At 60.5% G+C, this 26,315-nt stretch carries 27 protein-coding genes; 12 read left to right on the top strand and 15 right to left on the bottom strand.

From position 1 onward, the window contains the following. Positions 1–94: 94 nt before the first annotated feature. Positions 95–1,036 carry a LysR family transcriptional regulator gene (locus E4O98_RS04055; RefSeq protein WP_032877261.1) on the bottom strand — a complete coding sequence of 314 codons (942 nt, stop codon included), beginning with the start codon at positions 1,034–1,036 and terminating at the stop codon, positions 95–97. A gap of 157 nt (positions 1,037–1,193) precedes the next feature. Here E4O98_RS04055 and E4O98_RS04050 point away from each other — a divergent pair, with 157 nt between their 5' ends. The 3 genes from E4O98_RS04050 to E4O98_RS04040 all read left to right on the top strand — a co-directional run bounded on the left by E4O98_RS04050 (position 1,194) and on the right by E4O98_RS04040 (position 4,926). Continuing rightward, the gene (locus tag E4O98_RS04050; protein WP_228309513.1) at positions 1,194–2,510 is read left to right on the top strand and encodes an MFS transporter; all 1,317 of its coding nucleotides are present in this window, start codon (positions 1,194–1,196) and stop codon (positions 2,508–2,510) included. Positions 2,511–2,521: 11 nt separating this feature from the next. Continuing rightward, positions 2,522–3,754 (top strand): Zn-dependent hydrolase, encoded by a 1,233-nt coding sequence (locus E4O98_RS04045; RefSeq protein WP_148852372.1) that lies wholly within the window; start codon positions 2,522–2,524, stop codon positions 3,752–3,754. Between the two features lie 134 nt (positions 3,755–3,888). Further along, complete coding sequence (locus E4O98_RS04040; protein ID WP_248134219.1) at positions 3,889–4,926, top strand: histone deacetylase family protein; 1,038 nt, start codon at positions 3,889–3,891, stop codon at positions 4,924–4,926. Positions 4,927–4,944: 18 nt separating this feature from the next. Here the strand turns inward: E4O98_RS04040 and E4O98_RS04035 are convergent, their stop codons facing one another. Together E4O98_RS04035 and E4O98_RS04030 are read right to left on the bottom strand one after the other, a co-directional pair. Beyond that, a complete protein-coding gene (locus tag E4O98_RS04035; RefSeq protein WP_248134217.1) occupies positions 4,945–5,298 on the bottom strand; it encodes a type II toxin-antitoxin system RelE/ParE family toxin in 354 nt (117 codons plus the stop codon). Then, positions 5,295–5,699, bottom strand: a complete 405-nt coding sequence (locus E4O98_RS04030; protein WP_078820595.1) for a type II toxin-antitoxin system ParD family antitoxin — start codon at positions 5,697–5,699, stop codon at positions 5,295–5,297. The genes E4O98_RS04035 and E4O98_RS04030 overlap by 4 nt, the downstream gene beginning before the upstream one ends. 210 nt (positions 5,700–5,909) lie before the next feature. Between E4O98_RS04030 and E4O98_RS04025 the strand changes: the two genes are divergently transcribed. Then, positions 5,910–6,812, top strand: a complete 903-nt coding sequence (locus E4O98_RS04025) for a LysR family transcriptional regulator (RefSeq protein ID WP_057701145.1) — start codon at positions 5,910–5,912, stop codon at positions 6,810–6,812. Here the strand turns inward: E4O98_RS04025 and E4O98_RS04020 are convergent. Both E4O98_RS04020 and E4O98_RS04015 read right to left on the bottom strand, forming a co-directional pair. Further along, the gene (locus E4O98_RS04020; protein WP_248134215.1) at positions 6,804–7,562 is read right to left on the bottom strand and encodes a substrate-binding domain-containing protein; all 759 of its coding nucleotides are present in this window, start codon (positions 7,560–7,562) and stop codon (positions 6,804–6,806) included. The genes E4O98_RS04025 and E4O98_RS04020 overlap by 9 nt on opposite strands. Further along, on the bottom strand, positions 7,559–8,866 hold the full coding sequence (locus E4O98_RS04015; protein ID WP_248134213.1) for an MFS transporter: 1,308 nt from the start codon (positions 8,864–8,866) through the stop codon (positions 7,559–7,561). Before E4O98_RS04015 ends, E4O98_RS04020 begins: the two co-directional genes overlap by 4 nt. 198 nt (positions 8,867–9,064) lie before the next feature. Here E4O98_RS04015 and E4O98_RS04010 point away from each other — a divergent pair, with 198 nt between their 5' ends. Further along, on the top strand, positions 9,065–9,211 hold the full coding sequence (locus E4O98_RS04010) for a hypothetical protein (protein ID WP_164699504.1): 147 nt from the start codon (positions 9,065–9,067) through the stop codon (positions 9,209–9,211). A gap of 187 nt (positions 9,212–9,398) precedes the next feature. Further along, the gene (locus E4O98_RS04005; protein ID WP_032877255.1) at positions 9,399–10,319 is read left to right on the top strand and encodes a LysR substrate-binding domain-containing protein; all 921 of its coding nucleotides are present in this window, start codon (positions 9,399–9,401) and stop codon (positions 10,317–10,319) included. Between the two features lie 28 nt (positions 10,320–10,347). Here the strand turns inward: E4O98_RS04005 and E4O98_RS04000 are convergent, their stop codons facing one another. The 3 genes from E4O98_RS04000 to E4O98_RS03990 all read right to left on the bottom strand — a co-directional run bounded on the left by E4O98_RS04000 (position 10,348) and on the right by E4O98_RS03990 (position 14,383). Beyond that, a complete protein-coding gene (locus E4O98_RS04000; RefSeq protein WP_032877254.1) occupies positions 10,348–11,289 on the bottom strand; it encodes a LysR family transcriptional regulator in 942 nt (313 codons plus the stop codon). A 137-nt stretch (positions 11,290–11,426) separates the two neighbouring features. Then, positions 11,427–12,614 carry a cyanate transporter gene (locus tag E4O98_RS03995; protein WP_248134211.1) on the bottom strand — a complete coding sequence of 396 codons (1,188 nt, stop codon included), beginning with the start codon at positions 12,612–12,614 and terminating at the stop codon, positions 11,427–11,429. Positions 12,615–12,745: 131 nt separating this feature from the next. Further along, complete coding sequence (locus E4O98_RS03990) at positions 12,746–14,383, bottom strand: 5-guanidino-2-oxopentanoate decarboxylase (RefSeq protein ID WP_248134209.1); 1,638 nt, start codon at positions 14,381–14,383, stop codon at positions 12,746–12,748. A 111-nt stretch (positions 14,384–14,494) separates the two neighbouring features. On the opposite strand from E4O98_RS03990, the gene E4O98_RS03985 reads away from it, so the two are divergent. Beyond that, on the top strand, positions 14,495–15,364 hold the full coding sequence (locus tag E4O98_RS03985) for a LysR substrate-binding domain-containing protein (protein WP_032877251.1): 870 nt from the start codon (positions 14,495–14,497) through the stop codon (positions 15,362–15,364). Between the two features lie 39 nt (positions 15,365–15,403). On the opposite strand, the gene E4O98_RS03980 is transcribed toward E4O98_RS03985, so the two are convergent. After that, positions 15,404–16,018: an NAD(P)-dependent oxidoreductase gene (locus E4O98_RS03980; RefSeq protein ID WP_032877250.1), complete on the bottom strand. Its 615-nt coding sequence runs from the start codon at positions 16,016–16,018 to the stop codon at positions 15,404–15,406. Positions 16,019–16,052: 34 nt separating this feature from the next. Beyond that, positions 16,053–16,919, bottom strand: a complete 867-nt coding sequence (locus tag E4O98_RS03975; RefSeq protein ID WP_216090892.1) for an MBL fold metallo-hydrolase — start codon at positions 16,917–16,919, stop codon at positions 16,053–16,055. Between the two features lie 105 nt (positions 16,920–17,024). Here E4O98_RS03975 and E4O98_RS03970 point away from each other — a divergent pair, with 105 nt between their 5' ends. Both E4O98_RS03970 and E4O98_RS03965 read left to right on the top strand, forming a co-directional pair. Then, positions 17,025–17,930, top strand: a complete 906-nt coding sequence (locus E4O98_RS03970) for a LysR family transcriptional regulator (protein WP_248134207.1) — start codon at positions 17,025–17,027, stop codon at positions 17,928–17,930. 100 nt (positions 17,931–18,030) lie between these two features. After that, positions 18,031–18,210, top strand: a complete 180-nt coding sequence (locus E4O98_RS03965; RefSeq protein ID WP_003189580.1) for a hypothetical protein — start codon at positions 18,031–18,033, stop codon at positions 18,208–18,210. Here the strand turns inward: E4O98_RS03965 and E4O98_RS03960 are convergent. Further along, entirely contained in the window at positions 18,203–19,078 is an 876-nt protein-coding gene (locus tag E4O98_RS03960; RefSeq protein ID WP_228309520.1) for a helix-turn-helix domain-containing protein, read from the bottom strand. The two genes, E4O98_RS03965 and E4O98_RS03960, sit on opposite strands and share 8 nt — an antisense overlap. Positions 19,079–19,258: 180 nt before the next feature. On the opposite strand from E4O98_RS03960, the gene pobA reads away from it, so the two are divergent. Next, positions 19,259–20,452, top strand: a complete 1,194-nt coding sequence (pobA, locus tag E4O98_RS03955) for a 4-hydroxybenzoate 3-monooxygenase (protein WP_248134206.1) — start codon at positions 19,259–19,261, stop codon at positions 20,450–20,452. A gap of 66 nt (positions 20,453–20,518) precedes the next feature. Beyond that, positions 20,519–22,036 carry an MDR family MFS transporter gene (locus E4O98_RS03950; RefSeq protein WP_248134205.1) on the top strand — a complete coding sequence of 506 codons (1,518 nt, stop codon included), beginning with the start codon at positions 20,519–20,521 and terminating at the stop codon, positions 22,034–22,036. 87 nt (positions 22,037–22,123) lie between these two features. On the opposite strand, the gene E4O98_RS03945 is transcribed toward E4O98_RS03950, so the two are convergent. From E4O98_RS03945 to E4O98_RS03935, 3 genes are read right to left on the bottom strand one after another with little or no spacing between them, the layout of a single operon-like run. Continuing rightward, positions 22,124–22,963: a cache domain-containing protein gene (locus E4O98_RS03945; protein ID WP_148852364.1), complete on the bottom strand. Its 840-nt coding sequence runs from the start codon at positions 22,961–22,963 to the stop codon at positions 22,124–22,126. Between the two features lie 54 nt (positions 22,964–23,017). Continuing rightward, positions 23,018–23,488 carry a cyanase gene (gene cynS, locus E4O98_RS03940; RefSeq protein ID WP_005786081.1) on the bottom strand — a complete coding sequence of 157 codons (471 nt, stop codon included), beginning with the start codon at positions 23,486–23,488 and terminating at the stop codon, positions 23,018–23,020. A gap of 27 nt (positions 23,489–23,515) precedes the next feature. Then, the gene (locus tag E4O98_RS03935) at positions 23,516–24,157 is read right to left on the bottom strand and encodes a carbonic anhydrase (RefSeq protein ID WP_248134203.1); all 642 of its coding nucleotides are present in this window, start codon (positions 24,155–24,157) and stop codon (positions 23,516–23,518) included. A gap of 112 nt (positions 24,158–24,269) precedes the next feature. On the opposite strand from E4O98_RS03935, the gene cynR reads away from it, so the two are divergent. Beyond that, positions 24,270–25,136 carry a transcriptional regulator CynR gene (gene cynR / locus E4O98_RS03930; RefSeq protein WP_148852362.1) on the top strand — a complete coding sequence of 289 codons (867 nt, stop codon included), beginning with the start codon at positions 24,270–24,272 and terminating at the stop codon, positions 25,134–25,136. 107 nt (positions 25,137–25,243) lie between these two features. Here cynR and E4O98_RS03925 read toward each other — a convergent pair whose 3' ends face one another. Beyond that, positions 25,244–26,017 (bottom strand): transporter substrate-binding domain-containing protein, encoded by a 774-nt coding sequence (locus tag E4O98_RS03925; protein ID WP_223018537.1) that lies wholly within the window; start codon positions 26,015–26,017, stop codon positions 25,244–25,246. Between the last annotated feature and the right edge of the window lie 298 nt (positions 26,018–26,315).

Raw genomic sequence — 26,315 nt, 5'->3', positions numbered from 1 at the left:
GCCATTGGCTTAGTTGACTGCAATCCTAGCCGTGCGTGCTTCGACGTGCATCCAGTGAGTTGTAACTGCTTTTTGACACGCAGGATGTGGCCAATTACACGTCGGCCAACCGCCCCAAAAGACACTCAATAAACACCCCCTCCGCCCGACTCATCTTCTGCTCCCGGTTCCACAACAGGTGAATATCCACATCCGCAATCCCCTCATCCGGCGGCAACCGCCACAGCAGCCCGTTTTTCACATCGTCCGCCACCACATGAGTCGGTAAGCAACCCAAACCAAACCCGGCAATCACCAAACGCCGCACTTCTTCCAGGCTGGAGGATGACGCCACGATCCGCCCACCGAAGCCTTGCTGATCACGGAAAATCGTCAGCGGCGAGAGCATCCCGCCAATCTGGTCGCTGGTAAAACTCACGAAGTTTTCCGACTGCAAATCCCCCTCGGCCAGGTTTGTGCGCCCGAACAATGGGTGATGTTTTCCGCAAAAGAACGCGTAGCGCTGACGCAGAAACAGGTGCTGTTCCAGGCGCGGCTGAGGCCGACGATTGAGGCTCAACCCCAGGGTCGCGGTTTTTTCCAGCAAGGCGGCGACGATGTCGGAGCTGCGCATCACTTCGACTTCCAGATCGACCCGCGGATGTTCGCGATGAAAGCTGGCGAGAAAGTCATCGAAAGTGTCGGAATTAATCCGGCTGATCATCAGCAAGCGCACTTTGCCGATCACTTCATCGCCGGGCTTTTGCAGGGCGTTGCTCATTTGCGAAACCTGGCCGTACATCTCGCCGGCAATCGCGAAAATCTGTTCACCTGCCTCGGTGAGCACGAAGCGCGGGCCGCGACGCACGATGAGCTGGCAATCCAGCTGTTCCTCCAGGCGCTTGAGCGCCTGGCTGATGGCCGGTTGCGTCAGGTGCAGGCGAGCAGCAGCGCGGCTGATGCTCAGTTCCTGGCCGATCACGCGGAAGGTGCGCAGCAGGTTCCAGTCCAGGCGGTCGTTGAGCAGGGGGTGAATATCGCGGCGGGATTCGGGCATGGTGTCGCTCGATAATAAGCAGTATTTATAATCAAGATAATAAATAGAAAATTGACTAATCATAGCCCCAGGCCGAAAAATCGGGCTCAACAAGCGCCATCAGAGCGCACCGGTTCGACCTTCTCCTGCCAAAAAAATAACCAAAGGAGCCAGCCCCATGAAGCCTTCCGCTTCGCCGCAGCCTCGCCGTGCCGCGGCCGCCGCTTTTATCGGCACCATGATCGAGTGGTACGACTTTTACATCTATGCCACCGCTGCGGCGCTGGTGTTCGGTCAGCTGTTTTTCCCCTCCGACGATAAATTGTTCAGCACCATGGCTGCGTTCGGCACCTTCGCCGTGGGCTTCTTTGCGCGGCCGTTGGGCGGCATCGTGTTTGGCCATATCGGCGACCGCATCGGCCGCAAGAAATCCCTGGTGATTACCCTCGTGATGATGGGCGTGGTCACGGTATGCATCGGCCTGTTGCCGACCTATGCGCAGATCGGCGCCGCGGCACCGGTGCTGCTTGTACTGCTGCGAGTGGTGCAAGGCATTGCGGTCGGCGGTGAGTGGGGCGGGGCGGTGTTGATGGCCGGAGAACATGCGCCAAAGGGGCGGCGTAACTTCTTTGCATCCTTCGCCCAGTTGGGCAGCCCGGCCGGTTTGATTCTTTCCCTGCTGGCGTTCAGCGCGGTGACCCGCTTACCGGAAGAAGACCTGCTCAGTTGGGGCTGGCGCCTGCCGTTCCTGGCCAGTGCCTTGCTGTTGGTCGTCGGCCTGGCGATTCGCCTGGGTGTGAACGAGTCGCCGGAGTTCCTCGAAGACAAGGCCCTGGCGGAAAAAGCGCGGGCGATCAAGAAGGACCAAGCCCCCGTGCTGGAAGTGCTGAAGACCGCATGGCGTCCACTGTTGTTGTGCATTGGCGCCAACACATTGGGGATTGCCGGCGTGTATTTCACCAACACCTTCATGATTGCCTACAGCACTCAGCAACTGAACCTGCCGCGCTCGCTGATTCTGGAATGCCTGTTCTTCGTCGCCATTATCCAGTTCTGCGTTCAGCCACTGGCCGCCTGGGTGGCAGAGAAGGTCGGCGCTACACGGTTCCTGTGCGCCATGTGCGTACTGGCAATGGCCTCGCCGTACCCCATGTTTGTGCTGGTCAGCAGCGGCCAGGCGCCCTTGATCATCCTCGGCATTGCCCTGGCGGTGGTGTGCATGGCGTCGTTCTATGCCGTCATCGCAGGCTTTGTCAGCGGCCTGTTTGAAACCCGTGTGCGCTACACCGCGATCTCTCTGGCTTACCAGGTATGCGGCGCATTGGCCGGCGGCCTGACACCGTTGATCGGCACCTGGCTGGCCCATCAATACCTGGGCCAATGGTGGCCGATGGCAGTGTTTTACAGCGTGATCGCGGCGGTCTCGTTGGTGTGCGTGCTGGCCTTGTCCCGCCGCCACGCCACGGCTCACCGCCTGGAAATGGCACACAGTTGAGGAAGTCAGCAATGTTGAAGATCAATGGCGAGCGCCTGTGGCATAGCTTGATGGCCATGGCCGAGATCGGCGCGACTGCACGCGGTGGCAGCTGCCGCCTGGCGTTGAGCGCCGAAGACAAGGCCGGTCGCGAGCTGTTCAGTCACTGGTGTACAGCGGCTGGCCTGACGTTGAGCGTGGATGCCATCGGCAACCTGTTCGCCCGTCGTGCGGGTACCGACAATGACGCCGCGCCGGTGATGATCGGCAGCCATCTCGATACCCAGCCCGAAGGCGGGCGCTTCGATGGCGTGTACGGCGTATTGGCTGGCCTGGAGGTGATCCGCAGCCTCGACGACCACGGCATCCAGACGCGCAAACCCCTGGAAATTGCGGTGTGGACCAACGAAGAAGGCGCGCGTTTCACCCCGGCGATGCTGGGCTCGGCGGTCTTCACCGGCGCCCTCGCGCTGGACAAGGCGCTGGCGACCACCGACGGTGATGGCGTCAGCGTGGCCGAGGCGTTGCGCACCACCGGTTATAACGGCGAGCGTGCATTGGGTGGGGCAGTGGATGCGTATTTCGAAGCGCATATCGAGCAAGGCCCGATCCTGGAAGACAACGCCAACAGTATCGGCGTGGTGACCGGCGGCCAGGCGATTCGCTGGCTCGATGTGCGGGTCGAAGGCATGGCTGCCCATGCGGGCACCACGCCGATGGCGCTGCGCAAAGATGCGTTGTACGGCGCCGCAAAAATGATCCAGGCCCTGGAAAACCTCGCTGCCGATTTTACCCCGCATGGCCTGACTACGGTGGGTGAGTTGAGCATCGCCAAGTCGTCGCGCAACACCATTCCCGGTGTGCTCGACTTCACTGTCGATCTGCGCCATCACCGCGACGCCGATATCGACGCCATGGAGCAGCAAGTGCGCGCACGCCTGCAGGCGATTGCCGACAACCGTGGCCTCAGCGTGACTATCACACCGCACTGGATCAGCCCGGCCACGCCGTTCGATGCTGAGTGCGTGGCCTGCGTACAAGCGTCGGTGGACGCTCTGGGCTACAGCCAGCAGACCATCATCAGCGGTGCCGGCCACGATGCTATCCACCTGGCGCGCTATTGCCCGACTGCGATGATCTTCATCCCCTGCGTCGGTGGCCTGAGCCACAACGAAGCCGAAGATGTCTTGCCTGAAGACGTGCGCCAGGGCACCGATGTATTGCTCAACGCCGTGTTGAAACGCGCCGGCCAGGTTCATTTCTAAAGGCTGACGCCGTGCCCATGTGGGAGCTGGCTTGCCTGCGATAGCGGTGAAGCAGGCAGTACATTGTGCTCTGACCGTGCGCAATCGCAGGCAAGCCAGCTCCCACAGGTTCTGTGTTTATCCAGGAGCATCCTATGAATACGTTTTTCCATCCCGAACAACTGCTGCATCACCCACGCAGCTACTATTCTCGTGGCCAGATGCGCACGCCACAGGAGGTCCCCGAGCGTGCGCGCAACCTGCTGCTGGCTGCGCAAACCCTGGGCTTTGATATCCAGCAACCAAGCGACTACGGTATGGAACCGCTGCTCGCCGTGCACGGCGCGGCATATCTGGATTTTCTTCAAGAAGCTCACCAGCGTTGGAAGGAAATCCCCGAAGACTGGGGCGACGAAGTCATGTCCAACATCTTCGTACGCGAGCCCAATGCCCTGCGCGGCATTCTGGCCCAGGCGGCACGTTACCTGGCTGATGGCAGTTGCCCGATCGGTGAACTGACCTGGCGCTCGGCGTATTGGTCAGCCCAAAGCGCCGTTGCCGCTGCCAAGGCGATCCTCGAAGGCGCACCTGCCGCCTACGCCTTGTGCCGACCACCGGGGCATCACGCCCGCTTCGATGCGGCGGGTGGTTTCTGTTACATCAATAATGCGGCGGTGGCTGCGCAAGCGTTACGCCAAGGCTTCCAGCGCGTCGCGGTGCTCGATACCGACATGCACCACGGCCAAGGCATCCAGGAGATTTTCTACCAGCGCGATGACGTGCTCTACGCGTCGATCCATGGCGATCCGACCAACTTCTATCCTGGGGTGGCGGGCTTTGCCGACGAAAAAGGCGATGGCCCAGGCTCAGGGTTCAACCTCAACCTGCCCATGCCCCACGGTGCCAGCGAAGCGCTGTTTTTCGAAAAGCTGGAGCTGGCCCTGGCAGCGGTGAAGGACTTCTCGGCAGATGTGCTGGTGTTGTCACTGGGCTTCGATATTTACGAGCTGGACCCGCAAAGCAAGGTCGCGGTGACACGGGAAGGCTTTGCGCGGCTGGGGCAGTGCATTCGAGGGCTGGGGTTGCCGTGCTTGATCGTGCAGGAAGGGGGTTATCACCTGGAGACGCTGGACAGTAACGCGCAGGCGTTTTTCAGCGCGCCAGCGGCGTGGGAGAAACTATCAGTCGATTAAGTGCTAAAAGCCTGCCGATCAGTTTTCAGCAGGCTTTTCATCTATCAATAAGCAGTCGTTCCCCTCACCCTGGAACAGCGCCGTGTAGTTTTGCCCGCCATAAAATACCCCCACTATCGACACCGTTTCGCAATCAGGCCTCACCCTGAACGCGATGATGGTGCTGCGACGATAGTGCGTGATGCACAAGCCTGTAAGCAGGTCGTCACGGCGCGTGCCACGCAAGGGGAACAGGGCGAGGCTTTCACAGTGGCTGACGAGATTGTCGATAAAGCGCGTCGCTGCCAAGGGGGAGCCGGCATCGCAGATGTAATCCTCAAGGGCATCGAGTTGCGTCAGGACTTCAGGCGAAAAAACCACCGAGTAGCTCACGCGTTCCCGATGCCTTTGCGCTGACGCCTGGCTGCCATATGCTCGCGAACCTGTTCTGCAGATAACCCGAGCTCAGGTTGTGCCTCAAGAGCGGTCGCTGCCGGGATGACTTCGTCCCTCAGCCAATCTTCCATGGCACGGTCACGTGCCAGCAGCACCCGCAATCCGTCGCGAATCACTTCGCTTTCGCTGGCATATTCGCCGGCAGCCACCTTGGCTTTGACCAGGGCCGCCATTTCAAGGGGCAAGGTGATGCTCATTTGCTGGGTTGAGCGCATTGGGATGTCCGCCAGAAGTGAGTAGGATTCAATCCTACTTGACCATTGGCGCGATGCAAGAAGCAACTGATCGATGCCGATCTCCGGCGTCTCGTCGTCCATCCAGAAGGGGTAGGTTTGCATAAGTTGCTGCGTCTCCAGTTGTGTGGGTCAGGCCGCAAGTATTGACCCGTTTTGGCGATCGCGTGGCCGCAGGTGGCCGATAAGCTGCTGAAATGTATGACTTGATATCTGTAACAGGATTATCTCGATATAGCCGCCCCGGCTCGCATGGCATCGCATCGGCTCCCATACGATAATGCTCGTCACCCCGACCACTCTGGCCTGCCTCCCGTGATCATCAATTTCGACCTCAACGATCTCCAAGCCTTCCGCGCCGTGGTAGACAAGGGCAGTTTCCGTGGCGCCGCCGAGGCCATCCGTATCTCGCAGCCGGCCCTCAGCCGACGCATCGAGAAGCTTGAATCCGCCCTGGATGTAAAGCTGTTCGAACGCACCACACGGCGGGTCAGTCTGACCATGGTCGGTCGTGCCTTCTTGCCCCAGGTGGAGCGAATGCTCGACGATCTCGACATCGCCTTGATGGGCATCAGCAACGTCGCGTCCACACGCATGGGCAACGTCACCATCGCCTGTGTGCCGTCTACCGCGTATTACTTCATGCCCCACGTGATCTCCGAATTCCACAAGCTGTATCCGAAGATTCGCCTGCGGGTGCTCGATGCCAGTGCTGGTGAAGTGAGCAATGCGGTGGCAAGCGGTGAAGCGGATTTCGGCGTGAGCTTCAGCGGTAGCCTGGCCGACGAGGTCGAGTTCGAGCTGTTGCTGCAGGAGCGTTATGTGCTTGCCTGTCGGCGTGACCATCCGTTGGCCACGCGTGAGAGCGTGACCTGGACCGAGGCCTATGAACACGACTACATCAGCGTGGACAAAACCTCGGGCAACCGCTTCCTGCTCGACCAGGCGCTGCGTGGCGTGCGGGTGAAAAAGCCGAGTATCTGCGAGACCCACCACGTGACCACGATGATCGGGCTGGTGGAGGCGGGGCTGGGCGTGGCGATGGTGCCGTCGATTGCGATGCCGGCGTGCGAGCACCCGATTCTGGTGAGTGTGCCGCTGGTAGAGCCGCAGGTGATGCGCAATGTGGGCTTGATCAAGCGCCGCGGGCGGACATTGCCGCCCGCGGCGCTGGAGTTGGAACGATTGGTGCGGGAGATGCCGTTTCGGTCAGCGTGACACCGAGTCCAGGCCGGTGGATTGCACCACCGGTTGAGCTTGCGGCGAGGCCATGAACTGCAGCAGCGCCTTGGCTTCGTCCGGGTGTTCGGCGTTGACCGGAATGCCCGCCGCAAAGCGTGTCACCGATTGCACGTTTTCCGGGATCTTGCCGACAAACGTCACACCCTTGACCGGCAACAATTCAGCCACCTGCTGCAAGCCGACTTCGTAGTCGCCCTTGGCCACCTGCTCGCCCACCGGCACGCGTTCGATCATGGTGCCTTTGGCCGGCATACCGAGTTTCTTGAACAACTCTTTCTCGACGTACACACCGCTGGCGCTGTCCGAGTACGCCACGGATTTGGCTTTGCTCAGCACGGCCTTGAGTTCGGCGTCGGTATTGATCGCAGGTTTTTGCGCGCCTTCCTTCACCACCAGGCCAATGCGCGAATCGGCCAGTTCCACGCGGGACGCGGGGTCGACCTTGCCTTGCTTGATCAGCTCATCCAGGGCGTAGCCGACCATGATCACCACGTCGGCGTGCTCGCCGCGGGCCAGGCGGTTGGGAATCGCTTCCGGCGCCTTGCCCATGGACGGGCCGAGAATGGTGTCGAGGGTGTCACCGCTTTGCTTGGCGTATTGCGGGCCAAGCAGTTTATAGGCGGCGGTGAAGCCACCGGAGGTCATCACCTTGAGCTCTTCGGCCTGGGCCGTCAGCGCCAGGGCGCCGAGGACGACGGCAGTGAGGGATTTGAATAAAGGCTTCATTGCACCGCCTCCTGCATGACTTGGCCACGGGTATTGGCGTGGCGATACAACGCCAGGGTTGAACACAGCGCACACAGTGCGGCGAACATCATCCAATAGGCAGGAGATGCCTTGTCTTCAGTGATGTGGATGAACCAGGTGGAAATCGCCGGCGTGAAGCCACCGAAGACCGCAGTCGCCAGGCTGTAAGCCAGGGAGAAACCCGCCACGCGCACTTCCACCGGCATGATTTCGGTCAGCGCCGGGATCATTGCGCCGTTGTACAGGCCGTAGAGGAAGGAGAACCACAACAGGGTTTCCAGCATGTGCGCAAAGCTTGGCGCGTTGACCACGTAGGACAGCGCTGGATAAGCAGTAAGAACAGTCAGCACGGTCATGGCGATCAGTACCGGTTTGCGGCCGAAGCGATCACTGAGGATGCCGCCGATCGGCAGCCAGAAAAAGTTCGACACCGCCACCAGCAAGGTCACCAGCAGGGCATCGGAAGTGCTCAGTTGCAGTACGGTCTTGCCGAAGGTCGGTGCGTACACGGTGATCAGGTAGAACGCGGTGGTGGTCATGGCCACCATCAACATGCCGCCGATGACTACGGTCCAGTTCTTCACCAGGGTCGCCATCACTTCACGCATGGTCGGGCGATGCTTGCGGTTGGCGAACTCTTCGGTTTCCTGCAGGTTGCGACGCAGCACAAAGATAAACGGAATGATCACGCAACCTACGGCAAATGGAATACGCCAGCCCCAATCGGCCACCACTGCCGGTTCCATCCACACGTTCAAGCCATAGCCCAGCGCTGCGGCGACCACGATGGAGATCTGCTGGCTGCCCGACTGCCAGCTGGTGTAGAAACCTTTGCGGCCCGGCGTAGCCATTTCAGACAGGTAAACCGAGACACCGCCCAATTCCGCACCGGCCGAGAAGCCTTGCAGCAGGCGGCCCAGCAGCACCAGCAGCGGCGCCCATAGGCCAATGGTGTGATAACTGGGCACCAGCACGATCAACAGCGTGCCGCTGGCCATGATCGACAAGGTCACGATCAAGCCTTTGCGACGGCCCACGTCATCGATATAGGCACCCAGAATGATTGCACCCAGTGGTCGCATCAGGAAGCCCGCGCCGAACACGGCGAAGGTCATCATTAATGACGCAAACTCATTAGCGGCAGGGAAGAACGCGGCGGCGATATAGGTCGCGTAGAACCCGAACAGAAAGAAGTCGAACTGTTCAAGGAAGTTGCCCGAAGTAACGCGCAGTACAGCGCTTACTTTCGAGCTGACAGGGGCGGGCCGGGAAGGGCTAGTCATGATTTTGTGTCTCCAGCGTTCTTTTTAAAGTGCTTGTTTCGCTTAAGACTGGGGATAGTGGCTGACACATTTAGAAATGATAAGTGACAAATATGGATGCATTGATGTGTTTTGGTTATCAGTCAAAACGGCCATCCGATTTTTCAGACCTGTTCTATGCTTGAGCTTGTGTCCAATTCTTACGGATGGGAGGTGGCTATGGGCAACGAACACCAGCAGCACAATGAGCCAGAACGTGATCATCATCGGCGGCAGCCAGAGGAAGAAAAACCGCAAACCTGGAAGCACCCCGACGACGGCACGGAGCTTTCCGAACGGGACCAGGAGCGCCCGCTGAAACCCTGACTTCAAGTCCAATACAATCCAACTGTGGGAGTGGGATAGGCCGTTCCCACAGTTGTTCTGTGAGGCTTACATAAACTTCAAGCGCTGATTTATCGTCTCCAAACCGCCTGATGAACAGCGCGCACATAGACGCAGCCCCGTGGCCTTTCTAAACTGCGGCTTGTCTTGGGGAAAGGGGCGGGCGCCGATGAATCGCAATGAACTACGCAAGGCCGACATCAACCTGATGGTGGTCTTCGAAGCGCTGATGCTTGAGCGCAATGTGACGCGGGTGGCGGAGAAGCTGTTTCTCGGCCAGCCCACCATCAGTTCGGCCCTCAACCGCCTGCGCACCCTGTTCAACGACCCGTTGTTCATTCGTGTCGGCCATCGCATGGAGCCCACGGCCCGTGCCGAGGAAATCATCCAGCACCTGTCGCCGGCCCTGGATTCCTTGTCATCGGCCCTGAGCCTGACCCATGACTTTGATCCGTCCATCAGTACCATGACCTTTCGCATCGGCCTGTCGGATGACGTCGAGTTCGGCCTGCTGCCGCCGTTGCTGCGCGCCTTGCGCCAGGAGGCGCCGCAGGTGGTGTTCGTGGTGCAGCACGTGGATTACTGGCGTATTCCCGACTTGCTGGCGTCGGGCGATATCACCGTCGGCATCACCCAGACCCGCGGCCTGCCGGCAAATGCCAAGCGCAAGCTGTTGCGGCATATCCGCCCCTGCCTGCTGCGCGCCGATGCCTCGGACACGCCGCTGACCCTCGATGAATATTGCGCACGGCCCCATGTGCTGGTGTCCCACACTGCCAACGTGGCCGGGTTTGCCGATGAGTGGCTGGCGGAGGTGGGCCGCAAGCGCCATGTGGTGCTGTCGGTGCCGCAATACAGTTCGCTGCCGGCGTTGCTCGCCGGCACCGACATGATCGCCAGCCTGCCGGATTACACTGCCCAAGCCATGGCCGCCGGCGGCAATTTGTACTGCGAGCCGTTTCCCTTCCAAACCCCGACCCTGGATTTGTCGATGGTCTGGCTCAGCCACGTCGACACCGACCCGGCGGAGCGCTGGATGCGTTCGCGGCTGGAGGCGTTCATGAGTGACAAGCTCCCGGCTCCAAGCTAAAAGCAACTGTAGAGACTGCTTGGCGCCTTCAACTTGCCGCTTGCAGCTGTTCCTCACACACCCTCACCACTTGCTCACGAAACCAGCTATTGGCGCTGTCTTGCCCATTGGTTTCCTTCCAATGCATATCCAGGGTGAACCCCGGCAAACCGTTGGGTGCTTCGCACACACCGAACCCCGGTGCCGGCGCCAGCAACTTTTGCACGCGACGCGGCAGGGTGACGATGAAGTCGGTGCCGGTAATCATCTTCAACGCTGCGCTGTAGCTGTTGGCCCGTGCGATCACCTGGCGCTTGCGCGCCTGACGTGCGAGCCAGCCGTCGATCATGTTGGTGTCGGAGGACCATGGCGTGGGGAATATGTGACGCCGCTCGACGAAAGATTGCAGGCTGAACGCCGGCTCCCTGGGTGCCGAGCGCTGGTCGAACACGCAAACCAGGTCATCCTCCAACAGCATCTGGGTTTTGAAGTCTTTATGGGTGCGATGAAAGTGCGGGCCGAAGCAGATCACCAGGTCGAGGCGGCCTTCACGCAGGTCATCGACGGGAATGTCGGTTTCCAGCTTCTGCACATTGACGATCACCGGCAGGTCGGCATGGTCGAAGTGCTTCAACAGCCGTGGCAGGATCAGTTGCTCGAAGTATTCCGGGGCGCACACATTGAAGGTCACCGCCTGTTGAGTCGGGTCAAAGGCCTGGCCACCGGCGTGACACAGGTTGATGCTTTCCAGGATCTTCTGCACATGCCCGTACATGGTGGTGGCCTTGTACGTCGGACGCATACCGGCCCGTGTGTTGATAAACAGCTCATCCTCAAAGCTGGTGCGCAACTTCTTCAGGCTGTAGCTCACCGTGGACTGGCTGACGAACAGCGTTTCGGACACATCAGTAACGCTGCTCTGGTCGTAGACGGCGATAAACACCATCAAATCCTGCATATCGAGCTTTCTGAGCGAGTTACTGTTTAGCATCGGTTTCGTCCGTAAACCCTTTGTACCGAACTCAGTACAAGACTGGGCAAAATGTTAACGGAACGCTCGTACCAATAGAAAGCTCTGTAGGACTCGTCAATGTTTCGTGTGGGACAAATACTGTTTGTAATACGACGTCAGCGGATATGTCGTACGTAATGCCGGGGGTTGAAGCGCAGGACCATCAGCAGCATCACCACAGTCACCGCGGTCAGCGACCACCAGGCTCCTTCAAAGCTGCCCAATTGATCGCGGATCACTCCGGCAATCAAGGGCGACACGCCGGCAATCAGGTAACCGATGCCCTGTACAAATGCGGTAAGGCTACCGGCGCGCCGTGGGTTGTCGAGGTGGTCGAGGGACACAATCAGGCTCATGGGAAACAACCCGCCGATACCCAGGCCGAGCAGGCAAGGCCATAGCAGGCTCCAGTGTTGCGGGCTGAGGATCAGGCCGCAGAACCCGAGGATGATCAGCACCAGCAGCACCGCGATCACGCCGCGTTTATCCTGGCGTCGGTTGGCGATGGCCGGAGTGACCAGGCCGGAGATCACCTCCATGGCGGTCAGCAAGCCCAGCAGCAAGCCGGCATTCTGCTCGCTCCAGCCCTGTTCGACGTAGTACGGCGCCAGCCACGCCAATACACAGGTATAGGACGCCGTGCCCAGGCCAAAAAAGATCGCCAGCAACCAGGCGCGGCGATTGCTGAAAAATGATTCCCGAATGCTCGATTCTGCTTGAGGCAAGGGTGGCAGAGCCGAACGCTGGGCATACCAGAACACCAGCGCCAACAGCGCCAGTACCGCCCAGATCGCCAGGCCGATGCGCCAACTGCCGGTGCGCACTTGCACCAAGGGTGAGAGTGATGCCGCCAGCGCAGCGCCGCCCATGATCGCAGTCACATACAGGCCCATGAACAGCGAAACGTCAGCGCTGAATCGCGACTTGATCAGCGTCGGCATCAACGCCTGAATCAGCGCGATGCCGACCCCTGCGGCAATCGCGCTGACGATCAGCTCCAGCGCCAAATCCAGCAACAGCCGCGATAAGGTCGCCAGCCCAATCACCAGCAGCGACAGCATAATGCTGCGATGTTCGCCCAGGCGCTTGGCCAGGCCCATGCCAACAAACATCGCCAGGCCCATGGCCATGACCGGCAACATGGTCAGTAACGCGGCGCTGCTGAAACTCAACGGCACATCCACGCGAATCGACGATAACAACGGCCCCACAGCCGCCATCGATGGTCGCAGGTTAAGGGCGACCAGCACCACGCTGATCATCAGCCATACGGCGGTGGTGGGTTTTGCGTGAACGTTTTCCATGGGCCTGCCTTGTTCGAACAAGGGCGAATCAGGCCATGCAGGGGCAAGTGGGGCAAATCAGAAAGTCGCTGGGGCTATCTAAAAATTGCGGATAACTGACAGATCGCCCCTCTCACAGGGGAAAACCAGAGTCACATAGAGCGAGTTCCAAGCTTGGTCGACTCCCACCGCCCTTGGTCGATTTCAATCAGCGTCGGCCCCTGGCGATCAGCTGCGGCGCGCAGTGCCGAGCGCAGATGCTCGATGCCTTCGATGCTCTCTGCCGCGCAGCCCAGGGCCTTGGCCACGCCAATAAAGTCCGGGGTGTAAATGTCTACACCCACAGGCTCGATGGCACGATTGAGCATGTATTTCTTGATCTCCTCATAGCCCTGGTTATTCCACAACAGCACGATCACCGTTGTGCGGGCTTCCACGGCGCTGGCCAGTTCCGGCAGGGTGAATTGCAGGCCACCGTCGCCGATCAGGCACACCACCGGTTGCCTATCGCCGCGCGCCAGCCAGGCGCCGATGGCGGCGGGCAGGGCATAGCCCAGGGTGCCGTAGCCGGTGGATGAATTGAACCAGTGACGTGGTCGGTCGAGGTTCAGGGTCAGGTTGGCGCTGTACACCGGTTGGGTGGAGTCACCCACCAGCACGGCGCCGGGCAGTTCTTCCAATACGGTGTTGAGAAGCCGCGTGTGTGCACGGGTGGCAGCGTCCCAAGTGGGCTCCAGCTCGGCCCACAAACGTGCGACGCGAACTACGCCCCAATCGGTATTGCGCGGCGCCAGTGACTGGCGGTCCAGTTCGGTGAGCAGCGCCCGGGCGGCGATTTTCGCGTCGGCCACCAGAGCCACCTCGGGTGGGTAGTTGCGTACGGTCTGATCCGGGTCGATATCGATGCGCAGCAACGTACCGGGAATCTTGAAGCCGCCAGCGAAGGTCACGTCGTAATCGGTTTCCGCCAGTTCCGTGCCGATGGCCAGTACCACATCGGCCTCGGCGACCAGTGCGCGGGTGGCCGCCAGGGTCTGGGTCGAGCCGATCAACAACGAGTGTGCGGCAGGCAGCAGGCCTTTGGCATTGATGGTCAGGGCCACGGGCGCGCCGAGGGTTTCGGCCAGGCGTGTCAACTCGGGCGCCGCATCGATGGCGCCGCCACCGGCCAGAATCAGCGGGCGTTGGGCGGTGGCGAGCAAGCGGCTCATGTGCTCGATCGCCGCCGGTGCCGCTCCGGCGCGGGCCACGCTGACCGGCTGGCTGCCCAGCAGAGCGTCGGCATTCTCCACCAGCACATCCAACGGAATCTCGATATGCACCGGGCGCGGCCGCCCGGCCTGAAACAGTGCAAACGCCCGCGCCAGCACGCCGGGCAACTCGTGGGCCGACATCAAGGTATGGGAAAACGCCGCCACGCCGGCCACCAGTGCGCTCTGATTCGGCAACTCATGCAACTTGCCACGCCCGCCGCCCAACTGGCTGCGCGCCTGCACACTGGAAATCACCAGCATCGGGATCGAATCGGCATAGGCCTGGCCCATGGCCGTGGTGATATTGGTCATGCCCGGGCCGGTAATGATGAAACACACACCAGGCTTGCCGCAGGTGCGCGCGTAGCCGTCGGCCATAAACCCGGCGCCCTGTTCGTGGCGCGGGGTGACGTGACGGATGCCGGAGCGCGCCAAACCACGGTACAGCTCCACGGTATGCACACCGGGGATGCCGAACACATGATCGACACCGTAGCCTTTCAGGAGGTGGACCAATACTTCGCCGCAGGTTGCCATGCCGGTCGCTCTTGTTATGGATTGAAGGCGCTATTGGACCGGCTGGCCGGTAGCGGCAACAATCGATAAAAAGTCATACTCGCCATGTCCTCACGTCATGGCTGCGCCCTAATGAAACGCCTTCCACCGTTGCCCGCACTGCACACCTTCTGGGTGACGGCCCAATGCTGCAACTTCACCCGCGCTGCCGAGCAACTGCACATCACCCAGGGGGCGGTGAGCCGCCAGATCGCGGGGTTGGAACGGCATTTGGGCTATGGGTTGTTTGTGCGCCAGGCGCGGGGCTTGAGCCTGACCGAGGAAGGTCGCGAGTGGGCGCTGCGGGTGCAGCAGGTGTTCGGCGTGATCGGCGAGGCCGTGGAGCAAATCGGCAGTCGTCGCGAGGTTTTGCAGCTCAAGGCGTCCACCTGTGTGATGCGCTGGCTACTGCCACGCGTGCTGCAATGGCAAAGGGAGCGCCCGGATGTACCGGTGGAACTGACCACCACCGTGGCCTACACCGTGGATTTTCGTCGCGAGCCATTTGATGCGGCGGTGATCTATGCGCCCATCGCCGAGCAGTCCGAGCAGGCTCGGCATTTGTTCGATGAACAACTCACACCGGTCTGTGCGCCGGCCTTGCTGGACAACTTGCACACGCCAGCGGATCTGCAACACCAAGTGCTGCTGCACCCCACGCGGGATCAGCGGGATTGGGCATTGTGGTTAAAAGCGGCGGGTACGCGCCTGAGTAGTCTGAGCCAGGGGCATCATTTCGAAACGCTGGACCTGGCGATGACGGTGGCGGCACAAGGCTCGGGCGTGGCGATCGGTGATCGTGCGCTGATTGGCGAGGACCTGAAGGCGGGGCGCCTGGTGATGCCGTTTGAATTGCGGGTGCCGACGGGCATGGGCTACTTCCTGGTGTATCCGCCGCAGACAGTGCCTTCTGCCGGGTTGTTGGCCCTGATGGATTGGCTGACCAGCCAGGCACAAATGTAAGAGGGGCTTGCCCCCTCCCACATTTTTTACCGCGTGGTGTCAGTAGCCAACGGTGAAGCGCTTACGCGAGTGCTTGGGTGTTTCAACCTCGTCGATCATGGCGATGGCGTAGTCGGCAAAGCTGATCGAGCTGTTACCGTCACTGCTCACCAACAGGTCATCCTGGCCCAGGCGGAATTTGCCGGTGCGCTCGGTCCCGTCGAACAGCGCCGATGGCGAGAGGAACGCCCAATCCAATTCCGTTTCCTGGCGCAGCGTTTCCAGGAAATCAGCCCCGGCACTGGCTTCGGCCTTGTACTCCGCAGGGAAACCCGGGCTATCGATGACGCGACTGCCGTCCGGTAGCAGCAACGAACCTGCACCACCCACCACCAGCAGGCGTTTGACCCCGGCCTTTTTCACCGGGCCGATCACGGCGCTGGCGGGCAAGGTGGCAAAGTGCGCGGCGCTGATCACCACATCGCTACCGCTGATAGCGTGTTGCAGGGCATCGGCGTCCAGGGCATCCACCTGCTTGACCGTGACGCCTGGGCGTACGCCCAGCTTGTCGGTGTTGCGAGCGATGGCGGTAACGGTATGCCCGCGGCGCAGGGCTTCTTCCAGCAGTTGGCTACCGGCACGGCCGGTGGCACCAATGATTGCGATTTTGCTCATGACGTTCTCCATCAGGGTTAGGGTTTAAAGCCGATCACCACTTCATTTCGCCCTTGGCGACTTTGGCGCTCAATTCCAGCGAGCTTTCGTCGGCGAGGGTGGGGTAACGCTGTTTCATGGCCGCAATCAGGGCGGCGGAATCCTTGGCCTTGGCGGTTTCGATGTCGAAGGCCTGGATGTAGTCGGCGGTGAATTTCACCGAGGCCAGCGATGGGGTGCCCAGGTAGTGGCCAGGGATCACTGTTTTTGGCTTCAAGCCTTCAATACGCTCAAGGGTGCTCAACCAGTCTTTATGGGATTGCGCGCCCTGAGTGTCAGCCATCCACAGGTGAATGTTTTCGGCGACAACCACGCCACCGACCACAGCCTTGATCGACGGGATCCACACAAAGCTGCGATCCGGCTGCGGACCGTCCAGGCCGACCACTTCAAGCTGTTGCCCTTCAAGGGTCAGGCTGTGGCCTTGCAACACTTGCGGCACAATCGTTTTGGTCGGTTTGTCGGCGCCCATTTTCGGGCCCCAGAATGCCAGCTTGCCGGCGACGGTGGCGTTGATATGGTCGACCACCGGTTGTGGCGCCAGCACCTTGGCGTCGGGGAACGCGGCGGTCAGGGTGTCGAGGCCGAAGTAGTAGTCCGGGTCGCCATGGCTGATGTAGATGGTGGTCAGGTGCTTGCCGCTGGCGCGGATCTTCTGCACCAATTGCTCGGCCTGGCCTTTGCCGAATTGGGCGTCCACCAGGATCGCGTCTTTGGCACCGCTGACCAGCACCGAGCTGACGGGAAAGATCGCCGCTTCGCCTGGGTTGTACACGTCCAGTTTCAGCTCAGCGGCTGCGGCGTGGGCGGCGAACGCCAGGGCGGCAGTGGCCAGGGTCAAGCGTTTGAAGGTCGAGAACATCGGGCAGCTCCTGCCATTGGTAAGGGGTGGGTAGAGCTTAGTTGCATAAAACACCACAAAAAATGCGATGCTTGGACATAGTTTGTTTCTGAAATCGGGCAGATCATGGATCGTCTTCAAGCAATGCGCGTGTTTGTCACCGTGGTGGACCTGGGCAGCCAGTCTGCCGCCGCCGATCATCTGGACCTGTCGCGCCCGGTGGTCTCGCGTTACCTGGCTGAGCTGGAGGATTGGGTCGGCGCGCGCCTGCTGCACCGCACCACGCGCAAGCTCAGCCTCACTGCTGCCGGGAGCGAAACCCTGCCGCGCTGCCGGCAATTGCTGGAGCTGTGCGCTGATATGCAGGCCGCCGTCAGCGAGCCCGATGACGCGCCTCGGGGCTTGTTGCGCCTGAGCGTCAGTACCTCGTTCGGCCAGGCGCAGTTGGGCGCGGCCATTGCCGAGTACGTCAAGCGCTACCCGCTGGTGACGGTGGACTTGCAGATGCTCGACCGCACGGTGAACCTGGTGGACGAGCGCATCGACCTGGCGATCCGCACCAGCAATGACCTGGACCCGAACCTGATCGCCCGGCGCTTGACCGTGTGCCGCTCGGTGGTGTGTGCCACACCGGCCTATCTGCGTGAGCATCCGGCGCCGCAGAAAGTCGAAGACCTGGCCCGGCACAACTGCCTGACCCACTCCTATTTCGGCAAGAGCCTGTGGCATTTCGAAGAGCAGGGCGAACACGTGTCGGTGCCGGTGCACGGCAATATCACCGCCAACGAGGCCAGTACGTTATTGCGTATAACCCTGGCCGGGGCAGGGGTGGCGATGCTCCCCAGTTATCAGGCCGGTGCCCTGATCCGCAGTGGTGAACTGGTGCGCTTGCTGCCTGCAGCAGAGCCACGGCAGATGAACATCTATGCGGTGTACGCTTCGCGCAAGCACATGCCCTCGGCACTGCGCAGCCTGCTGGATTTTCTGGTGCTGCGGTTTCCCGAGGCGCCTGCGTGGGACGTCGGCCTCTGAGGCGATATAAACGCGCTGAATGGCAGCCAATCATGGCAACTTGCGCTGACTGACCTATGCTTTAAACAGCACCGTGTAGATCCGTTCAGAGGTCTGTGCCATGAGTATCAAAACCAGAAAATACCTGACGATTTTCACCCTCTGCGCATTGGCGACTGCGTTGTACGGGACAGCCGCCTATCGCGTTGAGCAAACGCGCATGCAACCGGCGGCGTTCGCCATCAGTTGCCATCAGGACCAATGCGTGCCGCGCACCGGCAGCTTCAGCGCGCTCAGGTAGGCTGCTCGGCCTTCAATTGCTCGCGAAACGCCTTGGGTGAAAACCCGACCCTGCGGCGAAACAGTCGCGAGAAGTTGGTCGGGTCGGAAAAGCCCAGCACCTCGGACATCTCATTGATGGTCATGCTGGTGTAGGTCAACAAGCGCTTGGCTTCCAGCAATTGGCGGTCATGCATGATCTGCAACGCCGGTTGCCCGCCCAATTCCCGACAAGTCCCGTTCAAGTGTGAGACCGAGATGCCCAGCTTGTGGGCCAAATCTTCAATCTTTGGGTGCTCACGGTAATGCTGTTCGACCAGTTGGGTGAAACGCCGAAAATACTCACGGCCACGTGGGGCGCGTGGATGACGACGCTGGATCGCCTGGCGGCTGACCCACACCAGCAGCACGCTGACCAAGGCGTGCAACATCATGTCCCGTGCCGGTTGATCCTCGGCGTATTCGTCCTGCAAGCGCACGAACAGGTTGTTCAAGTAGTCGCTGTCCTTGCCCGCAGGATAACTGCCGAGGGTTTGCAGGCCATCGACGGTGTCGCCCAATTGCGCCTGCAAATGGCTGACCAGCGGCGCCGAAAGGGTCACCACATAACCCTGCACATCTTCGGAAAAACGAAAGCCATGTACGCACAGTGGCGGTAGCACTTGCAGGCTCGCTTCATTGAGGGTGGTGCGCTGGCCTTCGATTTCCAGTTGTGCCTGGCCTTTGTGCACATACAGCAGTTGGCACAGATCCGCGTGCCGGTGGGGCTGGATTTCCCACTGGTATTCCCGACTGCGCCGGGAAATGGTTTCGCAGTGCAACAAATCGGGCGTCGGCCACTGCTGGCTTTCCCCGTAAAGCTTGAAGACCGGAATCGCGGTTTTGGTCATGGTTTCAATCCGATACTCAGGATAATGGTTCGGTAATCGCCCCGATTGGCGAAAAGCGCAGGCTTTGACGCAGTTTTCAACTTCTTATGCGGTTCGCTCAAGTGAAAAATGTCAGCCACAATTCCACTGACAACTCTTTCACTCGATACGTTCGGGTAAAGCGTGAAGGCCATAAAAATAATGAAAACCCTGAAAACCCAAGTCGCCATTATTGGCGCCGGTCCGTCTGGATTGCTGCTCGGCCAGCTGCTGCACAACGCTGGTATTCAAACCCTTGTTCTAGAGCGCCAGAGCTCCGATTACGTGCAGGGGCGCATCCGTGCCGGAGTGTTGGAGCAGGGCATGGTTGACCTGTTGCGCGAAGCCGGGGTGAGCCAACGCATGGATGTTGAAGGGTTGGTGCACACAGGTTTTGACATTGCCCTTAATGACCAACTTATCCCAATCGATCTCAAGGCATTGACCGGTGGCCAATCGGTGATGATCTACGGCCAGACCGAAGTCACCCGCGACCTGATGGCCGCCCGCGCAGCCGCCGGCGCTACCACGCTGTACGAGGCGTGCGACGTACAGCCCCATGATCTGAAAAGTGATCGACCCTGGCTGACGTTCAATCACCAAGGCCAAGCCTATCGCCTGGAGTGCGATTACATCGCCGGTTGCGATGGCTTCCATGGCGTCGCCCGCCAGTCGATTCCGGCGCAGGGGTTGAAGGTATTCGAGCGGGTCTATCCCTTCGGTTGGCTGGGGGTGCTCGCCGATACGCCGCCGGTACACGCCGAGCTGGTGTATGCCAAACACCCACGGGGTTTTGCCCTGTGCAGCATGCGCTCACCGACGCGCAGCCGTTATTACCTGCAAGTGCCGCAGGACGAGGCTGTGGAGGATTGGTCGGATGAGCGTTTCTGGGATGAACTGAAAACCCGCTTGCCCGGTTCATTGGCGCAGCAGTTGGTGACCGGCCCATCGATTGAAAAAAGTATCGCGCCGCTGCGCAGCTTCGTGGTGGAACCCATGCAGTACGGGCGCCTGTTCCTGCTTGGCGATGCCGCGCATATTGTCCCGCCCACCGGCGCCAAGGGGTTGAACCTGGCGGCCAGTGACGTGAGCACGTTGTTCCGGATCTTGCTCAAGGTGTACCGCGAAGGGCGCCTGGACTTGCTGCAAAAGTACTCGGCTATCTGCCTGCGCCGGGTATGGAAAGCCGAGCGGTTTTCCTGGTGGATGACCTCGATGCTGCATGAGTTTCCCCAGGCGGACGCCTTCAGCCAGCGCATTGCCGAGAGTGAGCTGGACTATTTCATCCACTCGGATGCCGGGCGCAAAACCATTGCAGAAAATTACGTCGGGCTTGCTTACGAGCCTATCGAATAGCCTGCTATCGTATTGAGCATTCCCGCGGGCGATCTTGTCCTGCGGGCCTTGTTCGAAGGTTCTGCCGTGACTCACCTCAATCAGCCCGCCCCAACCGTTCCCGCCGTGCGCAGTATTCTTGCTGCGCTGATGATGGCGATCTTCCTCGGCGCCCTGGACCAGACCATTGTGGCGGTGTCCATGCCGGCCATTTCCGCGCAGTTTCATGACGTCAACCTGCTGGCCTGGGTGATTTCCGGCTATATGGTGGCGATGACCGTGGCGGTGCCGATCTACGGCAAGCTTGGCGATCTGTATGGGCGTCGGCCCATGATGCTGATCGGCATGGGCGTGTTCACCCTGGCGTCGCTGTTTTGTGGCATGGCGCAAAGCATGGAGCAATTGGTGCTGGCGCGGATTCTCCAGGGCATCGGTGCCGGCGGGATGATTTCAGTGAGCCAGGCAATCATTGGCGACATTATTCCTCCCCGCGAACGGGGACGTTATCAGGGGTATTTCAGCAGCATGTACGCGGTGGCCAGCGTGGCGGGGCCGGTGCTGGGCGGCTATATGACCGAGTACCTGTCGTGGCGCTGGGTGTTTTTGATCAACCTGCCGCTGGGTGCCGGCGCCTGGTACGTGGCCCATCGCACTCTGGTGGGGCTGCCGGTGCCGCAGCGCAAGCCGATCATCGATTACCTCGGCACGGTGCTGATGATCGTCGGCCTCACCGCCTTGTTGCTGGGTATCACCGAAATCGGCCAGGGCCATTCGTGGCGTGACGATCAAGTGCTGGGGTCGCTGGCCTGCGCACTGTTGGCGTTGAGCGTGTTTGTGTGGCACGAACGCCGCGCGCGCGAACCGCTGCTGCCCATGCACTTGTTTGCCAACCGCAGTGCGGTGTTGTGTTGGTGCACGATTTTTGTCACCAGCTTCCAGGCGATTTCCCTGACCGTGCTGATGCCCCTGCGTTACCAGACCGTGACCGGCGCCGGTGCTGACAGTGCGGCCCTGCACTTGCTGCCCTTGGCGATGGGCTTGCCGATGGGCGCGTATTTTGCCGGGCGCATGACGTCGGTGACTGGCCGCTATAAACCGATGATCCTCAGTGGCGCAGTGTTGAGCCCGCTGGCGATTCTCGGCATGGCCTACAGCGCGCCCCAGGCGGTGGTGCTCACCAGCGTATTCATGCTGTTGTGCGGCATTGCCGCCGGTATGCAGTTCCCGACCTCGTTGGTGGGTACGCAGAACTCGGTAGAGCAACGGGATATCGGTGTGGCCACCAGCACCACCAACCTGTTCCGCTCCCTGGGCGGGGCAGTGGGGGTGGCTTGCATGTCGGCGTTGCTGCTGGCGCTGTTGCACGACTCCAGTTTCGCCCATTTGACGAGCGCCGCACTGGTGGCCGAAGGCAGTTCTGGCAACGTGCTGCTTGACGGCCTCAACGCCGCACCCGGCCCGGCGCAGGATGCGTTACGCGGGGAGTTGGCGGTGACGTTCCGGCATTTGCTGATGGTGAGTGCGGCAGTGTCGTTGCTGGGGTTGGCGGCTGCGATCGTGATGCCGAACCGGGTGCTGCGTGGTCGGGAAGACAAAGCCCGCTAGGTCCAATTGAATGTAGGAAACCAAATGTGGGAGGGGCGGCGCGACGATTCGACTTGCTCCCACAGTTTGATTGCATTTCAAGTCAGGTCAGGGGCTGTAATATCCCACCGCAACCATGAAATGCCCGCTTTTGCGCACATAAGCGTGCTTGTTCTCGACCTTACCCGTCACCGGGTTTTTCCAGCGGTATTTGTATTCGCCCTGGTCCTGCTCGGCCATCATCTTGAGGATCGGCACACCCACCGGTTTGCCATCCGGGTCCTTGATCTTGGCAAAGTCGGTGTTGATCAGGCGCAGGTTGGTGCCGTGGGCGACGTAGCGTCGCGTGTTCAGGTCTACCACGAACACGTACAGATCATCTTGCAAGAAGCCGCCCTGCAAGGAGTTGATCGCCTTGAGCGTGCCGGTTTCATCCTTGACCAGCGCTTCCACCGCCTTGTTGCGCAGCGCCCGTGCCTGTTCTGGCGTGGCGCGCGGCAAGTAATAACCGACCGCCAGGATGCGTTCGCCCACCCGCTGATAAAACACATGCTTATGTTCGACCTTGCCGTCGTTCCAGTTCTGCCAGCGATAGTCAGCCTGCTGGATACCCTGGCTTTCCGGCACGCTCAAGGCTTGTTTGAACGAGGCTTGCAGGTCGGGCCCGAGTACCTCGGACACGTCGCGACCGATCAGTGCGGAGGAGGGCCCGCCACTGGCCAACAGTACGCCTTGGGTATTGACCACAAACACATAACGGTCCTGGTCGATGAATTCGCCCTGACGGCTGAAGGCGGCGAACGCCTTGTCACCTTGCTTGTGGTAGTACGCCAAGGCCTTTTCCAGCAGGGCCTTGGCGGCTTGGGCATCCGCTTCCTGTGCCGTGGCGGCATGCACCTGGCTGCAACACAACAGCAGCAGCCAGGTGAATCGGAGCAGTCTCTTCATTTACCGTCCCTCGTTCTTGTTGGTGTGCCAAGAGCGTAGACGGTTGGCGGCAAATCAGAAGGGTTTAGTGGGCAGGTATTTGCCGTCCAGGGTGATGACCGCACGGGAGCCGCCGTCCGGGTCTTCGACTTTCTTGATGTCCAGCTTGAAGTTGATGGCGCTGATGATGCCGTCGCCGAATTGCTCATGCACCAGGGCCTTCAAGGTAGAGCCGTAGACCTGCAGCATTTCGTAGAAACGGTACATGGTTGGATCGGTCGGCACACCGCTGGGGAAACTGCCGCGCAGTGGGACGCTTTGCAGCAGGCGGCTGGCGTCCTGGTCGAGGCCGAGTTTGTCGCACACGATGTCGGCCGCCTCCTTGGGCAGTGGGTGCTGGCCGAGCAGGGCGGCGGTGACGAACGCCAGGCTCAGGCCGGTGCCATCGGTGAGGTCCTGCCATGACAGATTCTTGCGTGCCTTGAGGTCGATAACGGTATCGGCCAGGGCCAGGCGTGGGGTTTGGGCGAATTGGGATTGCAACATGGTGATGTCCTCTTGGGTGGTTAAGGTTCAGGCAGCGTGGGCGCGGGTGGTTGGATGGTCGAGCAAAGAGACGAAGCGTCCGGTGCGACCGTCCAGCGCGTCGATGCCACCGGTTTCGATGTCATACACCCAGCCATGCAGGTTCATCCGGCCTTGTTCCAGGGCCAGCGCAACGCTGGGGTGAGTCTTGAGATTAGCCAGTTGGGCGACCACGTTTTCGCGCACCAATGAATCCAGGCGCGCAGCGTCCGAGACATGCGTACGGGATGCATTGATCACCTTGGCTGACTCGGCATGACGCAACCAGTTGGCCACGGCCGGCAGATGGTCCAGGCACTTGCAGGTGGAAATGGCAGTCATGGCGCCGCAGTCCGAATGCCCGCAAATCACAATGTCGCTGACCCCGAGTATCGCCACCGCATATTCAACCGTGGCCGACACACCACCCGGCTCGGGGCCGTAGGACGGCACGATATTGCCGGCATTGCGGATCACGAACAGATCGCCGGGTTCCTGCTGGGTCAGAAGCTCCGGTACGACACGGCTGTCGGAGCAGGACACGAACAAGGTGCCGGGGTTCTGTGTGGTCGCCAGGTGCTTGAACAAGTCGCTGCGTTGGGAAAAGGCTTCACGTTGGAATTTGCGGAAGCCATCGATGAGATGCTGCATGGTGGTTCTCCTTGCGTCGCTGATGGGGCAAGGATGGAAGTTTTCGGCTATAGCGTCCAAGACCGGTTTATGATGCTGTCCATAAGTCATGCCTATAGCTGGAGCGCTGTCGATGCTGCTGCGTCATATCCGTTACTTGCTCGCCGTTGCCGAGCATCGCAACTTCACTCGCGCCGCCGAAGCGCTGCATGTATCGCAGCCGACCCTCTCACAACAGATCAAACAGCTGGAAGAAAGCCTCGGCGCGCCGCTGCTCGACCGCTCCGGGCGCAGTATCAGCCTGACCGATGCGGGGCAAGCCTATGTGCGCTTTGCGCGGCTGGCCTTGCAGGACCTGCAGGCCGGCAGCCGCGCCATACACGATGTGCAAGACCTCAGCCGCGGGCATTTGCGACTGGCCATGACGCCGACCTTCACCGCCTACCTGATCGGCCCGTTGCTGGCGCGATTCAATACGCTGTACCCGGGCATCACCCTCAGCGTCGAGGAGTTGACCCAGGACCGTATCGAAGCTGCACTGGGCGAAGACCTGCTGGATATCGGTATCGGATTTACCGGCGAACATGGGCCGGACATTGAGTGCGAGGGGCTGTTTGTCGAACAACTGAGCGTAGTGGTCAGTGCCAGCCATCCCCAATTGAGCCGACTCGTTTGGCTTGAACAACCCCTGGTGCTGCTGAACACGAGCTTCGCTACCCGCCGCCATATCGATGACTACTGCCGCGGGCAAGGTGTGAAACCATTTATCGCCATGGAAGCCAACTCCATCAGCGCAATCATCGAAATCGTCCGCAACACGTCACTGGCAACCGTCCTGCCCCAAGCACTGGCCGAGGCGCAGACGGGGCTGCACGCCGTGACCATCGACCCACCGCTGCCGCAGCGTACTGCCGCACTATTGAGCCGCAAGGGCGCCTACCGCAGCGCCGCCTGCAGGGCGTTCGTCGAGCTGATGTGGGAGGGGGCTTGCTCCCGATAGCGGAGTGTCAGTTAACAATTTTTTTTGGCTGATCCACCTATATCGGGAGCAAGCCCCCTCCCACATTTGGATCTCGGTGTGCCAGACAGGCCGTCATGGCAGCAAATTCAAGGCGCAGCCAACCACTGGCTGACAATCCCCGCATACCCCCCGGTCGCCACGCTCAAGTGCAACCACTGATCCACATAACTCTTCCAGGCCACATCATCGCGAGGTAGCAGGAAGGCTTTTTCACTGTACTGCATCGGCCGCTCAGGATTGACCGCACACAACCCCGGCTTGAGCTTCTGCTGATACCGCGCCTCGCTGGCATCGGTAATCATCACATCGGCCTTGCCCGCCAGCAGCTCATCAAAAATCGTCACATTGTCATGCAGGCGAATCTGCGTCTGGCCCAGGTGGGCACGGGCAAACACTTCATTGGTGCCACCTGCCGGCTCGATCACCCGCACCTGTGGCTGGTTGATCTGCTCAACCGTTTGGTAGCGCTGCACATCGGCGCAGCGCACCAGTGGGATCTTGCCGTCAACCCCCAGCGATTGGCTGAAGAACGCCTTTTTCTGCCGCTCCAACGACACCGAAATCCCACCCACGGCGATGTCGCACCGTTGGGCGAGGAAGTCCGGCATCAGGGTTTTCCACGTGGTGGGCACCCACTTGATCGTGGTGTTGAGGCTCTTGGCCAGGGACTCGGCCATGGCAATGTCGATACCTTCATAATGGCCATCGGCGCGCAATGAGGTGTAGGGCTTATAGTCGCCCGTTGTGCAAACGGTCAGGGTGCCGCGCTGGATCACCTCGTCAAGACGTGACGGGACAGTGTCGGCCTGGGCGATGTTTACCAGGCTTGCCAGCACACAGAGGGCCAGAGGAGCTTTCATGGGGGCGAGTCCTTGGGGCACGGTCGGGGCGCCCATTATTTCCAGCGCCGGGCAGGGTGGCAAGGCGTGGGGAATGTTTAGCCAAACTGTACCCAAACTCCATCAAGCCTGAATTTAACCGCCTATCCAGGCGTGTGACGCTCGGGGTTCTCTATTTCTGTGATCCGCGCATGGACGGTTGCCCCGACACTCACGCCGCGACACTGCCTTCTGCACTTGCGTTCTGGGCCTTGTTCCATTGTCGACACGCGCGCCCGCCAGACACCTCTTTTCTACGTTGATCCACCCCCACGGATGA

Source organism: Pseudomonas sp. W2Jun17 (genome assembly GCF_023127795.1).
GTDB lineage: Bacteria > Pseudomonadota > Gammaproteobacteria > Pseudomonadales > Pseudomonadaceae > Aquipseudomonas > Aquipseudomonas synxantha_A.
Note: the sequence above shows the minus strand (reverse complement) of the source record. Positions and strands in the feature narration are given on the sequence as shown.